At 42.7% G+C, this 16,273-nt stretch carries 7 protein-coding genes; 1 reads left to right on the top strand and 6 read right to left on the bottom strand.

The window, feature by feature from the left end; translation table 11 throughout:
- Positions 1 to 235: 235 nt before the first annotated feature.
- The 5 genes from K0H61_RS09050 to K0H61_RS09070 form a co-directional block, all read right to left on the bottom strand.
- Positions 236 to 8,377, bottom strand: a complete 8,142-nt coding sequence (locus K0H61_RS09050; RefSeq protein ID WP_220052357.1) for a binary toxin-like calcium binding domain-containing protein — start codon at positions 8,375 to 8,377, stop codon at positions 236 to 238.
- Between the two features lie 728 nt (positions 8,378 to 9,105).
- Positions 9,106 to 9,789, bottom strand: a complete 684-nt coding sequence (locus K0H61_RS09055) for a DNA alkylation repair protein (protein ID WP_220052359.1) — start codon at positions 9,787 to 9,789, stop codon at positions 9,106 to 9,108.
- Between the two features lie 64 nt (positions 9,790 to 9,853).
- Positions 9,854 to 10,432, bottom strand: a complete 579-nt coding sequence (locus tag K0H61_RS09060; RefSeq protein WP_220052361.1) for a sugar O-acetyltransferase — start codon at positions 10,430 to 10,432, stop codon at positions 9,854 to 9,856.
- A 257-nt stretch (positions 10,433 to 10,689) separates the two neighbouring features.
- Positions 10,690 to 11,799 (bottom strand): PQQ-dependent sugar dehydrogenase, encoded by a 1,110-nt coding sequence (locus K0H61_RS09065; RefSeq protein ID WP_220052362.1) that lies wholly within the window; start codon positions 11,797 to 11,799, stop codon positions 10,690 to 10,692.
- Positions 11,800 to 12,143: 344 nt separating this feature from the next.
- The gene (locus tag K0H61_RS09070; protein WP_220052364.1) at positions 12,144 to 12,653 is read right to left on the bottom strand and encodes a hypothetical protein; all 510 of its coding nucleotides are present in this window, start codon (positions 12,651 to 12,653) and stop codon (positions 12,144 to 12,146) included.
- Positions 12,654 to 13,742: 1,089 nt separating this feature from the next.
- Here K0H61_RS09070 and K0H61_RS09075 point away from each other — a divergent pair.
- Positions 13,743 to 14,798, top strand: coding sequence for a tyrosine-type recombinase/integrase (locus K0H61_RS09075; RefSeq protein ID WP_220052602.1), 1,056 nt, complete (start codon positions 13,743 to 13,745; stop codon positions 14,796 to 14,798).
- A 39-nt stretch (positions 14,799 to 14,837) separates the two neighbouring features.
- Here K0H61_RS09075 and K0H61_RS09080 read toward each other — a convergent pair whose 3' ends face one another.
- Positions 14,838 to 16,226, bottom strand: a complete 1,389-nt coding sequence (locus K0H61_RS09080; RefSeq protein ID WP_258406049.1) for an efflux transporter outer membrane subunit — start codon at positions 16,224 to 16,226, stop codon at positions 14,838 to 14,840.
- Between the last annotated feature and the right edge of the window lie 47 nt (positions 16,227 to 16,273).

The following is a 16,273-nucleotide window of genomic DNA, read 5'->3' on the forward strand; positions in this document are numbered from 1 at the left end:
AAATCAGATACTGCTCAGTTCCATTATTACCTTTGCTTACACAATCTTTTAATAACAATAGTTACGTAATCATTCTTTCATTTAATGACTCAATTGATAATTACGGACGCTCTTGTACCCTATTTTGTTAATTAAGAAGTTGAGTGATATGTTGATTAAAAATTGACTGACTCTATTTGCTAAAAAATAAGCCTATTTTAAAAATAGGCTTATTTGAGTTTGCGAATCTAAATGCTTAATGTGAAATCAGCAGACTAATATCAATATCACAACTCGCCGGATTACTATCCGTCGATGATGTGGTTGCCTGCAGGTCGTTTAGGTTCAGCGACATATAGGACTGTGAGGTGATTTCGGCATAACTCAATGCGCGTGAGAATCGCTTCAAACAACCTGAGGCAAATTGACTCACTACTCCGGCGCTGCCAACCGGACAAGAAGTTAAGCTATCTAAGTCCTCAATCCGCATCACCACACCCGATAGATTGATGTTTTCCCCCTCTTTAACAACAAACTGCTGCTGCCCAAAATTAGCATCAGGTTGCGACAAGAGTTGATATAACATTTTTCCTTGGGCAGAAAGTTCGAAGTAATGCCTGCCGTCTTCGTCCTTTTTCATTTCAGCTTCGTTGATAATGGTCGTATTAGAGGTAATAGGTTCAACTAAACCATCAATGATATTGCGTGATGCTGCAAGATCAAATGCAACAGAGGTTAAGTCTTTACCCGTTAGTGCTTTATCCATTTGTTTTGTTTCAATGTTATAAACATAGAGCTCTTCTCCAGGAGGAAGATCAAGGTAGTATCTTGAATAGCCCCATTCTTCAGCACTTTTAACAATTTCTTTGAATATCTTCATTTCTGAGCCAATAATACTGCCATAGTAAGATAAGCCCGAAGCATATTTAGTTGTAGGAACAATACTGTTATCTATATCGACAGAGCGATTGAGTGATATAAAGCTGGATTGCGCTGTATCACGCTCAACGGCAATACAGGATAAGGCGCCATTACCTAAATTGTGCCTTAAGTTTCCTACAGGTACAGAAGCACTACTTGTGAATTTAATATCATCAGGGTCAAATTTCACATCATCAGGTTTTTGCCATGTTAAGTATAAATGTGCGTAACCTTTATTCTCAAAGTATTCAATTTCGATGGGTACCCAACCCTCCTCAGATATTTGAACGGTAAACTCAACTTGTTGATTTGAATTTAAAGACCATTCATTACCCGTTCCAGGAAGTCCTAGTTCAGTTCCATCCCCTAGCTTCATTTTAAAGCCATCATCGGAATTAATGTGAATCTTATAGATCGCTGGGCGGAATGCCATTTCAGGATCACCGTTCGGTAATTTATCTCCGGTATCAACGACTTTTCCACCCTTAGGGAAATAGATTTCCCCGCTCCATTTCACTACAAATTGATCTTCCGCCGCGAGTACACCTCCGTTATTACTCCAATCGACGTTGGCGATATTGTTGTAACCTCTATCACCCTGCTTTAAGGTGATAAAATTAGGACACTTTCCATCAGGGTAATCAAATTCAGGGTTACCTGGACAGTAACTGACTTCCATCTTCAATCCTTCTTCAATTGTTGAGGAATCAGGCAAGTACGATTCTGTACCATCCTTAACAATGGACTCAGATACGACGCGTTTTAGTGCTGTACCTATGGGTCTAACCGTGGCATCGGGGGTGTAGGCAAACTCATCTGAGCTCGACAAAATGCGATTGCCTCGGTTAACGCCATCATTACCATTACCGTATAACCACCAAAGATAATTGGTTTTCTCAGGGCAATCTGCTTCACCTGTTTCGCTGCTGCAATTATCTCTGGAACCTAAGTGGAGCGATGCATAGGTGACAGTGACTAAGGCATCCCGTTGTAATGGGTTAATTAAGTCATTGAGGATTTCAGTCAAATCGCTTGTTCCATCGCCATCGGTATCTGCCTCATTCGCGTTAGTAATATAACCATGACTATCTTCCCCGTACTTCCCTGTAGCTTCTTGAAAATCGGTTAACCCATCACCGTCAGAGTCTGCTTGATTGGGATCGGTAAATATCAGCTCACTTGGAGACAGCTCATCGGTTAATGTCACCCTATAACCGGTAATCAGCTCCGCATAATCAGATAGACCATCAAAATCGCTGTCACTTTGGGCTGGGTCGGTGTTATAGGCATCGGGGTTGATGGTTAAGCTAAAGCCAGTAAAGGTATTGGCTATTTTGGTGTAGTTAAACACGCTAAATTGATACTGCTTTCCAGTTAGAGCAGTGCGGGTGAGACTTCTAAACTCATCGTAATCGTCTATGCCGTCATTATCCGTGTCACTGAGATTTGGATTGGTGCCGATATCCCGCTCGACAAAATCGGGCAAGCCATCGAAGTCAGAATCCGCAATGACTGAGCTGGATTTGACTAATATTGGCGCAGCGTTATTCACTGAAACCAACCAGCCCCTCGCCTCTAACATATCCGATAGGCCATCAAAATCAGTGTCACGGAATTGGTCGCCGTCATCCACTGTAGGGTCGGCGCCGATAGCGACTTCAAAGCCATCTGGAATCGCATCATTGTCCGTATCCCGTCTTAATGGATCGGTCGTCACTACTTGACCATAGACTTTAATGTCTTTGCCGCTCACAACATCAGCCCAGGGTTCTACAATTGAGCTTTGGTAATTGCCCACTAAGGTGCCACTGGCATTCCAAATCGCTGGCGCGTAGGGACTAATCTGGGTGTAGTTAAGGTCAATGGCGATATCACCACTCACCGCTTGGGTGTTGAGTTCGCGATCTGGCCCTATGGCAATAAACCACTTATCAACGGTTTTATCATTGCCCTGTGGCTGGGTATCTAAAATACCGTTGGCCCCCGCTGTGATAATAATATCGCCAGCTTGAGTACGACTACCTGGATAGATAACCTGAATGTCATCGCCTTGGGCTGTGGTATCGACAATGCCCCAAGTTTTAGCGCCCGCATTACAGATTTTAACGCCTAAAGTTAGGGTAAAGTCATAACATTCGGTCTCGGCGCCTTCGATAATCGCCATACCCGCCGCGTAACCAAAGAGCTCATCGCCATCACTCATCCTATCGCCATCAGTGTCACTTAAGAGAGGATCGGTGGCAGGTAGCACTAAACTTGAGTTGGAATATTCATCATCCCCCGCGAGAACAGAGTCGATGACACCATCATCACCGGGTAAGATCCCGACCAGTGAAAACATCAGTCCTTGGTTTAGCGGTGAAGTTGGCGCCACAAAAGCATAGACATCATCACCTGATGTTGTTGTGTCGAGTTTGCCATTCACCCCCACGATAATAGCGCTGGCCTGTGACTGCGCGACGACTTGTCCAGTACACAGCGCATCTGAGCGGGGATCGTTTGGTTGACAAAACGCCCTTAAGTCCTGCTCTTGAATATCCCACAGTCCATCATTATCTGAATCGGGGGTTGCAGGGCTAGAATAAACCCGTTTTAACTCACCATTGCGGCTAATTAACCAACCGACTTTGGCCTCAACGTAATCGCTGATGCCATCCCGATCGGTATCCATCGAATCGGCAAAACCATCACCGTTAGCAAGGTATTTTAATTGCTCAGTGGTCTTTTTAAAGTACTGATTGTTGATGACGATTGGCGTAAATTCACTATTGTCATAATGATCCACAGCACTATCGACCGAGCCGAATAAATACTCTTCGTAGGCAAATAAGCCGTCTTTATCCAAATCCTGTTTAAAGCCGATATTAATCGATTGCCCTGCTTTTAAGGTAATTTGGTCAAAATCCACAGGCGATGCTAAATCACCTTCAAGGCGAACAAACCAGCTCGCCCCGTAATCACCGTTACGGAAGGTATTCACCCGGACTAACCCAGCAGGTCCTGTGCAACTACAGTCGGCAGTAGATACGCTACAGAATTGGCCAACTTGAGTATTGCCGTTGTCTGCAGGGGCTGTTACAGCGCAAGTCCGTTGTAATTCATAACCGGAGACAAATTCTTGCTCATCGCCATTGGCTTGAATGGAATCCAAAATACCGTTAGCACCTGGGTCAATAACTAGGGTTCTTGCCGCCACCCCCGTTGCACCGAAAGGCACTAACTGCACATCATCGCCCTGCGCCCGAGAGTCTACGCGTTTATTCACCCCAGCGATAATGCCTGTTTTCACATTATCATTGAGTAACAGATCGCCAAGTGCGACAGGAGTCGTTAATACGCCATCGGCTCCCGCGGTAATAATGTTGTTTACAGCATCGAGCTCATCATCACCCTCCGCCACTGAGCTCAGTACCGCATCGGGGCCTGCCGCGATGTAGTTTTGACTCACATCCTGCTTCGCGATGCCAAGCCCCTTCTCTAATAAGTAACCCAGCGGTAAGCCTTTTTGTTTACCTGTATCATCAAAGCCACCTAAATAACGGCCATTTTCGAGCACTCCATTGGTTGCAACCTGATGGTTTTCGCTGCCAAGCTCACCAAAATCGAAACTGATCCCTGCCGTTCGGTCATGGATGCTTTGACTACCGTAGGCAAAATTGCGCTCATACTCATCCTCAATATCATAGTTAACCACCTTAAAGATTAAGCTTTGAGGGTTTCGCATTAACGTTTCAATCACTTGTGGGTACACGTCCTTGTTGGTGAAGACAAAGGGCCCCTTACTGGTATCGAATGGCCCTACGTTAATGACCAAATCATTACCCGTGATCAGGGTCGATTCTGCAACTAGGGTCGCAATCGGAATGAGTTTTGATGTGTTTTGTGGGTCGATTTGTTGTACCGACACCTCTAAGTTTTTCACGGTAAAGGCAATATCACCTTGGTTTTTAACGTTTATATTGGCGCTGATGCTGGCTGCTACAAGCTCCCTTGTCACTTCCTGCTCCTTAGCCTGCTCATTAAATTTTACCATAGATTTTTCAAGGGCTTGTTGGGATTCTTTAACGCTCGCAGAATCCACTTGACTGCTATTGCCCCAATGATTTTCCCTTGTGCCACCAAGACCCACCTCTAAGAAAAATCGAGAAAGGAACGACCATCCAATGTTTGCGAATGTCTTAATGGAAGATCCATCGGCCTGCGCATCCCGAATACCAAAGCCCACATTCCAATTAAAAGAACTGGTGTCTTCATCAAAACTGGAATAGCTGTTCGCAAATGAAGTATTTTGGGATGTGCCTAAAGATGTACTGGTGCTGGACTCTTGGCTTACCGTTTCGCCTTCACTATTGACGTAGGTATAACGTTCATCAATTTGAAGATTAATACCGTCCACTTCTATCGCCAATTCAGGCATATCAGCCACTTTTGGATCGCGATTTAAATCAACCAGTTCATCGCTGTCGGAGAATTGATCGCCGTCGGTATCGGCAAGTAGCGGTGAGGTTAGGAAGAAATTATGCTCAGCACCGTCAGCAAGGTCATCATCGTCGGTATCTTGATCCATTGGGCCGCTATAAATCACATTCCATTCAAGATAATCCGACAAACCATCGTTATCTGTATCAGGTGATCGCGGATTCATGCCAAAAGCCCACTCCTCCAGATCGGTCATGCCATCCTGGTCGGTATCGGCGCGGGAGGGATCGCTAGTCACTTCACGGGTAACCGTTTGACCATTCGCAAGTTCAATCACCACCACAGTGCCCATCAGCTCAGTGTTATCACTTAAGCCATCGGCATCACTGTCAATTAACCCTGAAATAGTATCACCTGCATCGATGACCCCATTGTCGTTAGCGTCAGACCAATTATCAACAACCCCGTCTAAATCATAATCGACCAGCACAAACTGCTGACTATCAATAACGATGGCATCACCTGCACCAATCACATCATTGTCCCCAAGCTCAATCAGTTCAAAATTACCTTGGGTCAAGAGTAACTGCTGCGCAACGGCGGGCGAGCCCGCGAACACGGCAGTGCGAGGATCGTAATTAGGATTTAACGTCGACTCCTGGGTAGCCAGTGGATTACCCTGCTGATCTTTCACATTCACCACTATTACGCGATAGGTCACCTCATTTTGTGAGGTAGTGGTGACATAAACCGAAGTATGGGTCGCATCGGTCCATGCCACCGCCATACTGAAGACGGTGCCCACCTCACTGTTTACATTTTCTTGTACAAAGGAATAGTTGCTTGGATTAAGTGCCGATTCCCCCATGATCGAGCTAAAGCTCACGCTCACAGTGGTATTGCTAGTTGAAATTGCACCAATCACTTTAGGGGCTTTAGAAGGATCGGCAACGCTAGTCGCGCCTTCATAAAATTTATAAATACTGTTAGCGTCTGCGCGAATAATGTTGCCACTGGTGTCTGTTACCCCTTCTGTTATCAACACATAGTAAGTTGTATTGTCCGTAAAGGGTTCTGTGGTGAGTTTAACTTGAGTGTGACTCTCGTTTAATTCAGCCCCTAATACTTGAAGTGTATCCCCCGAGCAGGCGTTGTTTGCATCAAAGGCTTGAGTACAAATCCGATAAAACAGCGGATTTGCGGCTCCCGCATTAACCTCTTCATCAAAGGTTAAGGTAATGCTATTGGTACTGGTATAGGTAAAGGCGACAACACTTGGGGATTGTTTATCCGCCAGCAGCAAACCAAAACTCCCGGTTGATAAATTAGGGTCCATGCCATTGTGCGGAATGGGCATCGCCTGATCTGTTACCTGCTCGCTGACTTTAACTTGGTGGAGTACTCGTGGGGCAATGTTTTCAACGGTTAAAATCACCTGCGTATCCGATGCCGTCAGTTCTGCCGAAAGCACAGGTAGTTGGCTTAAGGTATTAGCACTGCAAGTTTGAAACTCAGGGCAGAAAGTAATTTGGTATAAATTGGGTGACTCGGCATTTTCAGCCATGGGTTCACTGAAATATAACCGAATTCTATTACTGGTTTCGGCAATGGAGGCAATTAAGGCCGGTTTATCGGTATCTTTACTGCTGTACCCGACAAACATTGACGACTCTGTGGGGCTTTTAATTAATAATCCTTCTGCACTATGCACATCACTGACTGTAAGATAATAATCAATCCGCTCCTGTGGTGTGGTCGTTAAAATAACATGCCATTTATCATCACCAAATACTGCATTGATGACATCCAATGCAGGGTTTTCAATTTTATATTTTGTAAAATCAATTGCATCATCACTCATTCGTTCAGAGAAAGTCACAAGCACATGGGTATTGTCTATGGCGATGCTGTTAGCAATAAAGGGATTATCTAAACCGCTTCCGATGAACTGTGCCACGGTATTCTCAGCAATCAGGTTTCCAGGAGCCGGCGTTGCGCGGTCAGTAATACCATTGACCAATAAATAGTAATTAATGCCACTCGCCTGAGGTTGAGTTACGAAGGAAATTTGGGTGTTTTTACCTGTTAGCTCCGTTGAAATAATGCCTAATTTCTGGTCAACAGGACAATTACCTTGAGCATCAAAAGCAATTGCACAGATGTCATAGTGTACAGGATCGCTTGCGGTATCCCATAAGGGTTCACTAAAGGTGGCCACCACTGAAGTATTAGAGGTTGATTGGGCATTTAACAGCAAGGGAGCGGTCGCATCTTGCGCTGCGATACCAAAAAATGCGCCTCCATTTCTATCTGGATGAATGAGATGGTGACCATTATTTGTTACTACATTGGTGATTTCTAATACGTACTCAATATTACTCATTGGAGTAGTCGTTAGCGTGATATACCGTTTATCTTTCATGTCAACTACTGCGCTAATCACCTCAATTCTACCTTCCTCAATATTTGGGGTGCCATTATTCGGTGCAGTAATTCTGTAAGCCGAAATTAAGTTCGCAAAATCAGGATCCATATCCTGATCCATTGTCACCAGTACTGTGGTGTTTGAGAGTGCCGTAACATACAACACAAAAGGTTCTGGACCCGTACTACCCATAAAATTGTCGGCATCTGTAAATTCAGCTTTTAAACTTGAAGTGACTAATGACTTTTTAGATGCGGGTGATGTTACATTGTCGCTTATGGTTAATGTATATAAAACAGGATCTTGAGGCGCTGTTTCAATAATGACCCCTTCACCATTTTGATAAAAGGATAAATTTATTGGTTCAAGTAATTGTCCTGCACCTGATATTATCGAAATATTATCGAGTGAAAACGATTTATCATTAACGGGATTGTCGAAGTTAATTTCGATAAAGTGCTGACTTAATGGGGATATAGAGGTTATTTTGTTGTCTTTTGCTGTCGTTTCATTTGTAGATTCTTCTGCGATAGGTTCAACTACAGGTTCAACCTCTTTGCTTTCATCACTACCACAGGAAAAAAGCAAGCTCATTAGTGTTAAAATCAAAGCCTTAGAAATAACGTTATTCATGCTACTCTCCATGTTGCTATTTAAATCAAGGTATTTCTATTTAATGCAAAAATTCAATATAAAAAGCATCGGTTTTTATAAAAAAACCGTAGCCGAAAACTATCCTTGAATTTATTGCCAAGAATTAATTAGATATAATCTAACTGTTTAACCGACATTGAATTCGCTTACTCATGATAAAAAATTAAAGCTCGAAGCCATCTGGCCAATATTCACCACTCTAATATTGATGAATATCAAACAAACGAATCTACATGAATTCATTGGCTATATTTATTTACTAAGTAAAAATCATCATTTATCGAATACTCTATGGGCACTCATTAATAATATTAATGATTAATTGGGTACCTATAGGAATAGTGTACAGCATTTTATTTATCAAGTTTTTATGCAAAAAATTAAAGAAACTACATTTAATAAGCCAAATAAAATAATTTATGTCAAAAATAAATCACTTCTATTAAATTTGATGATAATTTGACATTTCAGTTTAAGTCAAATGATTTCAATAAGTTATCTTCTACAACCAAGCTCATAATGCTTGTTCTTGACTAAAATTACACAGACTAAAGCAAAGTTAATAGCAACGAATATTTAGGCATTAAAACCTAATTACTGTGTTTATTTCAGAGTGAAAAGAGGTGACAATTTACGAATACCCAGTTCAACTCCATAGGAGTAGCTAAAGTCATTTGTCACATTTAGGAAGCAAAATTGCCAGTGCACTAGCCTATTTCATGCTGACTCAACCACTTTAGCCCTTCGCGCTTTGCGAGCCCTTGCATGTTTTGTTGGTGGATAAAAGAAATGACGGCTTTGGCGTTGGTCTTAGATAATTCACGCAATGACCAACCTATTGCTTTTTGAATAAAAAATGCATTATCAGACTGATTTTCTTTGATAATCTCGAATAATAAGCCTGTATCTGTTTGTTGTTTAAATTTAAGTTGGTAGAGTAATGCGCATCTTCTTAGCCACATATTATCTGAACTGCGCCAATGCCCTATGTAATATAAACTTCTGTCGTTGTGTTGAAGATAAAGGGTGCCGACAATATGTGAAGCAAGCAAATCGACGGTATCCCACCATGATTTAGTGGTAATTAACCACTCCACCTCATCGAAAAATGTGTCTGGCAGCTGCTTTTTTCGATGAATCAGTAAATCCACTGCGACCATTTGAAATTCTCTCTGGGGGAGTGACCACAATTCTCTGACAATCATCGGTAAATCATCGACTTCTGGGAGTCGCTCTTTGGTAAAAAGCGGCTTAAGCACCGCTCGCCTGGGTGTTGATTGAATGCCATAGAATTGAAACCGGTTACGCATATACGCTTGCATCTGGAGTGCTTTGTCAGCATTGGCCAAAGGTTCAAACGCTAACTTAACCGCATTATTCCATGCATGCATTGAATTGTTCTCAAAGGAATCATATGTTCAAGCTAAAAAAAAATGCCATCAATCTCGCCAATAATTACATCTCATTTTCACTGGTTTTCAATTCGATCGTCTTTATCACCTTCGCAGGATTACCACCAATCACCAAGTTACTGCCAAAACTTTTGGTCACGACAGCGCCAGAGGCCACAACGACATTATCCCCCAGCGACACACCTGGATTGATGGTGGCATGTCCGCCAATCCAGCAATTATTGCCTATGGTGATGGGTTTGGCGTATTCAATACCACTACAACGCTCAATTGGGTCTATGGGATGAGTCGCGGTATAGATGCCGACCTGCGGCGCTATCATGCAATTATCACCAATGCGCACCTCTGCTACATCTAAGATCACGCAGCCAAAGTTTGCATAGAAGTTCTCACCTACATGGATATTAACCCCGTAATCACATTGAAAACTCGATTCGATATGCACTTGTTGACCTGTGGAACCAAGAAGACGTTTTATTAACGTTACGCGCTTTTGGGCTTGGCTAACGCTGGTGAGATTCAGCTCTTCGGTCAGTAACCGGGCTGTGAGCCGCATTTGGACCAACTCAGCATCGCTCGGATTATATGGCTCACCCGCGAGCATTTTTGCTTTTTCTGACATCTTTAAATCCCTAAAAATCCTCGTTAATCCCTATCGTTAGCGCTTCTAGTGTCAGCGCTTCTAGTGTCAGCGCTTCTAGTGTCAGCGCTTCTAGTGTCAGCGCTTCTAGTGTTAGCGCGGGATTAAACAAAAAAACGAAACAATATATTGAACAATAAAAAAGGTTTGGGCTTTATCCTGTGATAAAAGTACCCAAACCTTAAAGACAATGCATCAAACTTACGTATGCAAGCGCCCTTTTATGCTACCGAATGTGCCTATTTGGCTTGCTTGGCCGTTACCCGATAGATAGAGCCCGCGTAGTCATCCGATACCAATAAACTGCCATCCCTTAATTCGGCAAAGGCAACGGGTCGACCTAGGGTTTCTTCATTTTGCATAAAGCCAGTTAAGAACGGGGTATATTTGACAATCTTGCCCTCTTCAATCGTGGCTACAGCCACTTTATAGCCCGCTTTTTTAGTGCGGTTCCAAGAGCCATGCTCGGCCACAAACAGCTGTTGTTGATAAGCTTCGGGGAACAGATTTCCACGGTAAAAATGGATCCCGAGGGGGGCAACGTGGGCACCTAGGGCTAAGGCTGGCGCGGTGTAATTGGCAGGATTTTTACCTTGACCAAATTCAGGGTCAACAATTGTTCCTGCATGGACAAAGGGAAAGCCAAAGTGCTCGCCAGTGTAACTGACCTTGTTGATTTCACAGGGCGGAATATCATCCCCCATCATGTCGCGGCCGTTATCGCTAAACCACAGAGTGTTTGTACCCGGTTGGTAATCAAAGCCCACCGAATTACGCACGCCCTTGGCGATTGTTGTAAGTTTTTTAGTCTCAAGATTCAACGAAAAAATACGACCGTAGTTATCATTCTCAGCGCAGACGTTACAGGGCACGCCAACTGGGATGATCAGTTCGCCGGTCGGTGAGAAAGCTAATACCTTCCAGCCGTGATGAGTATCGCTCGGGAATTTGTCGTAAACTACTTCAAACTTGGCATCATTCAGATGCTTTTCAATGTCTTTAAAACGGATAATTCTCGAGACTTCAGAGACATAAAGATCGCCATCCTTAAATGCCACACCCGATGGCAACTGCAAATTCGATGCAATGACAATCTTTTTATCGGCAACGCCATCTTTATTACTATCGATTAAGGCATACACATTTCCGGCCTTAATGGAACCCGCAAACACGATACCTGAGTCGGAAACCGCTAACTGACGGGCATTTTCCACATCATCAGCAAATAAACTGACTTCAAAGCCCTCGGCTACAGTCAATTTATCGAGTATATTTTTTGCCATGGTCGGCGCACTGAAAAGTCCCAATGCGCAAATAGCAGTATATAGGGGAGTAAATTTATTTTTCATTCGGTGGCATCCTATTCGGGGGAATGCAAATAACGAGCTTAGGTTGTAAAGATAAGTACTTAACGGAAGCGTATACCTACCCCATTTACCAAAAGCACCTACACGTGTTGAAGCCTACTTGCACGCAGCTCGATTGTCCATGAAAAGCGTTATTTTGTAACACTAGTACCTAATTCTTAAGCAGTTATTCAAGATATTTGACGGTAGGCTTCGGCTTCCTAAAAATCAAATTACCATCGGCTGACGCAAACCTTAAAGAGGTACAGTTAACAAAAGGCAATTTAATGAAAACTCGCGTTTAATCTTTGTATCAATATGCTAACTATATGGACAGTGTTCTAACTTTATCCATTTCGTTGCGATGCATGTTCAGATAACAGCGTATCGATTGCTTGATCAAAACTATCGAGCAGTTCTGCCTCCATATAGTGTTTAAGTTTTAGGATAATATCTTTACTCAGTTCGATATGGGATTTCTTCTGCCTTTTTTTAATCTGTGAAAGCTCTTTACGCAGTATTCGCCAACCCAAATCACTAAAGTAACCATTTAATAATTGATTCACTTTATGCAGTATTGAGTCAATATTGGTATTTAACTTACGCTGCTTCACTAATAAATTAAGCTGTTCAATTAATAAACTGTAGTCAGTTTTTGATTTCTCATCCTGATTAAACCAATCGATACGTGATGTTGTATTGACGGGGTGAATTAATCGGTAAACTAGAGGCAGCGCAAAAATTAACTCCGATTTATCGAGTAATAATAATCGCCTGCCAGAAGATGGTGCCCTTCCATGATATACCCAGCATTGTGTTACAGAGGCAGTTTTTTCAGCGTTAGCTTTTTCGGTCATAATGTTATGGATTTTTGTTGTCGGAATTAATGTACTTAAAAAGTCATCTTTAAGATGCTAAGCAGAATCATGCACGAACATTTTTCCGCCGATTCTAGTCTGGCTATTCAGGGATATTTTAAAGCTGAAATTATGCTCATAAAATGCACTGCATCCATTTTAATTATCTAGCCTATGATACCTAAACAAACCCTAAAACAATAGTATGGTTTAACCATTTAATTAACTTAAACTTGGCAATAGCATCTGAGATTGATTCGGTATGGCTACGGCAATTAATTCCTTGCTGAGATTTGTTAATATTCGGACGATGGATTTTTGGATGGTGGGTCACGGCGCAAGTAATGTACTGACGCAGAACTGAGTAGATTGACCCATGATATGTTCAAATTCAAAGAGTCTATCCGATGTAGTTTTAGCCCGATGTCACTTTCAACAACCATAAACTTGTACTACATGACAACAAGAACTGAGCGCACCCTGATAAAATGGTTTAACCATAGAATTGCCAGCCTCCTTCTATCGATACTTCTCCTTGAATTATCCAAATAATTGCAGAACAGAATATAGCCAATAATTAGCCTAATTTATTCATCGCGAGTGCCAGCGATGAATGATTAACCAGAAAAAGAATGAATATCCAAAGATAAATTTTTTAGACTCTGCTTGCCCTTAAGTTTATTTCAACTATTTCAATAACAGTATGCATATCCATTTACTGCTAAATCGACTGTAAAGTGATTTATCGTTAACTATTATCCCTATTCCCACTGAACATATTGATTAAATATCAACCTTATTGGGTTTAATTTAAACTAATGACTTATCTACCAGTGATAATAACGATTATCACTGGTAGAGGGTAGATGATTTCCATATAATTAACACTTAGCCAAAGCTTGGGTTTTGTTTGGTTAGTTCAAGGAATAATCGTTTTAAAAATATAGACGATTAAAGATAGCCTTAGGTATTACCTGTTACTCTGTACATTAAATAACATCTGCTATGACATCCCATAATCGACATCCGAATTCAGTAGTACCTCAGCAAGCATTCATTGCAGCAGAAGATCGAGATTACCCAGAGTCAATGTCACTTTATCCCCATACTCAAAGCAAACAACACGGTGAAAATGTTTACTTCGAGGAAGCCAAACTCCCCTTATCAATTCAGGGGGATTTTTTAACCGCCGCCGCTGAAACCCAATATGAAATTTCAGCCAATACGCGACGTGTCTATAAGAGTAGTTTTAATCAGTTTTGTCAGTACTGCTCAGCGCATGGTCTACAAGCCCTGCCTGCCGATCCCCGCAGTATTATTTCGTTTATTGGCTACCAGAAAGAGTTGATCCAAGTAAAAAACGGCGTGCAACTCTCAAAACAAACCCTAACCTCACGCCTGGCAGCAATTCGATATCATCACATTCAAGCTGGATTCCCCTCCCCGACTGAGCATCCTTTGGTACTGCGAGTTATGAAGGGGCTCAGCCGAAATCAGCAACGTTTAGTGCAGGATTACGATCAACAGCCCATCATGTATGATGAAATGGCCATGTTGCTTGAGGCAATAGAAAGACAACCTCATCCGCTAACACGAGCACGGGATAAAGCCATTATTCAATTGGGAATGCAGGGGGGATTTCGACGTTCAGAACTGGCAAACCTTAAGGTACAACACTTAAGTTTTATGCGTGACAAACTCAAAGTGCGACTACCCTTCTCAAAAAGTAACCAGCAAGGAGCGAAGGAATGGAAGAGTCTACCGGATACTGAACCCTATGCAGCCTATGAAGCGGTTAAGGAATGGCTAAGTGAAAGTCAGATTAACCAAGGACATTTGTTTCGCTCACTCTCACGGGATGGGAAATCCCTGAGACCCTATAAGGTTGCTCAGTGGGAACTGCACCACAAAATGACTCTACAAACGAACAGTGGTTTTTTGAACGGTGATGATATTTACCGCATTATCAAAAAGTACTGCACCCTTGCAGGACTTCCCGCACATTTCTACGGTGCCCATAGTCTTCGAAGTGGTTGTGTTACCCAACTACATGAAAATAATAGAGATCATTTGTATATCATGGCGCGTACTGGTCATAGCGATCCCAGATCCCTTCGCCATTATCTCAAGCCAAGGGAAGATTAGCTCTCCTATGCGTTATCTTTTTTAGAATTTCCTTTGATACTATTCTATTTGCCCTCCACCTAAAGCTCGGTATAGCGCAATTTTGGCTAACTGTTTATCCCGTAAGATCTGACTATAGGCAAGCTGTGCACTAAATAACTGCCGTTGTGAATCCATCAAATCGAGTGAAGTCGCAACTCCATTTTGATACCTTAATCGTGCCAATCGAGCATATTCTTGAGTGGATATGAGTAATTCCTTTAACGATGTGATTGCTAATTCTGCCCGCCTAAGATTATTGATGGAATCATTCACATCAAAATAGGCATTAAGGACCGTGCTGCGATAATTTAACACCGCTTGCTTGGAAGCTTCGTTGGCAATATCGTAATTGGCTGCAACCCTACCACGATTGAATATCGGAGTTGTGACGCCACCCAGTAATGACCATGTCACTCCTTCACTGTCAAAGATATCCTTCAAATGGTTATTCTCGCGGCCATATACCCCAGAAATTGTAAATTTAGGGAAAAATGCCGTCTTAGCAACGCCAACTTCAGCATTGGCAGCAATCATCTGCTGCTCGGATATTTTCACATCGGGGCGCAAGTTCAGCAGTTCAGACGGTACTCCTGCATTAAGCTCATAGGGCAGTCCCACATTTTCTGGTAGTCCTTGAGCAAGGGGTAAGGGATAATCATATTCGCCAAGAAGAATATACAACTGGTTGATTTTATTTTGTCTTTCATAATCCAACTTAGGCAGCGTTACTTTGGTACTTTGTAATTCTACTTCTGCTTGGCGCACATCTAAGCCCGAAATCACGCCATTGGTATGTCTTAACTTCGCGATTTCAAGCTCCTTCTGACGCAGTGCGACCGTATTACTCGAAATACTAAAACGCTGCTCGATATCGAGCCACTCATAATATCGGCTCGCGATATCACTAATAAGACTGACATAGATCAGTCTGAGTTTTTCCACCTCAGAGAGATAGTCCGCTTGCGCGGCCTCACTGGCGCGGCGATTTTCTCCCCAAAGATCAATCTCCCACGATAACGCACCGGTAAGATCAAGGGTAGTTTCTGGCACCGGATCCGTATTGGTCGCGGCACTGTCGAACGTGCGTTCATACCCTAAATTAAGTGAAATTTCAGGCCAGAGATTACTGTCGACAACCGTCATTTTCGATCTTGCCGCCAGCAATCGAGATTGAGCGACTTTGAGGTCTAAATTACGGCTAAGTGCATGTTCTATTAATTTTATCAGCTCAGGATCTTGATAAAACTTTCGCCAAGATAATGCCGCCACTTCAGTTGCATCAACCCTTTCAACCAGATCTTCGCCATTGCCTGCCATGGGCTGCTGATACTGCTTTGGCAAATTCAGCTCGGGCCGTTCGTAGTCGGGGCCCATCGCGCAGGACGTGAGGCCAAGGGCAGATACCATTACGATAAACAAAGGTGATAATAGAATGTTATTGCTGCGATGGTAAT

The sequence above is a fragment of the Shewanella acanthi genome (assembly GCF_019457475.1).
Taxonomy (GTDB): Bacteria; Pseudomonadota; Gammaproteobacteria; order Enterobacterales; family Shewanellaceae; genus Shewanella; species Shewanella acanthi.

Coding starts and splice junctions, on each gene's coding strand:
- K0H61_RS09050 (WP_220052357.1), bottom strand. CDS start 8,377: ATGAATAACGTTATTTCTAAGGCTTTGATTTTAACACTAATGAGCTTG.
- K0H61_RS09055 (WP_220052359.1), bottom strand. CDS start 9,789: ATGCATGCATGGAATAATGCGGTTAAGTTAGCGTTTGAACCTTTGGCC.
- K0H61_RS09060 (WP_220052361.1), bottom strand. CDS start 10,432: ATGTCAGAAAAAGCAAAAATGCTCGCGGGTGAGCCATATAATCCGAGC.
- K0H61_RS09065 (WP_220052362.1), bottom strand. CDS start 11,799: ATGAAAAATAAATTTACTCCCCTATATACTGCTATTTGCGCATTGGGA.
- K0H61_RS09070 (WP_220052364.1), bottom strand. CDS start 12,653: ATGACCGAAAAAGCTAACGCTGAAAAAACTGCCTCTGTAACACAATGC.
- K0H61_RS09075 (WP_220052602.1), top strand. CDS start 13,743: ATGTCACTTTATCCCCATACTCAAAGCAAACAACACGGTGAAAATGTT.
- K0H61_RS09080 (WP_258406049.1), bottom strand. CDS start 16,226: ATGGTATCTGCCCTTGGCCTCACGTCCTGCGCGATGGGCCCCGACTAC.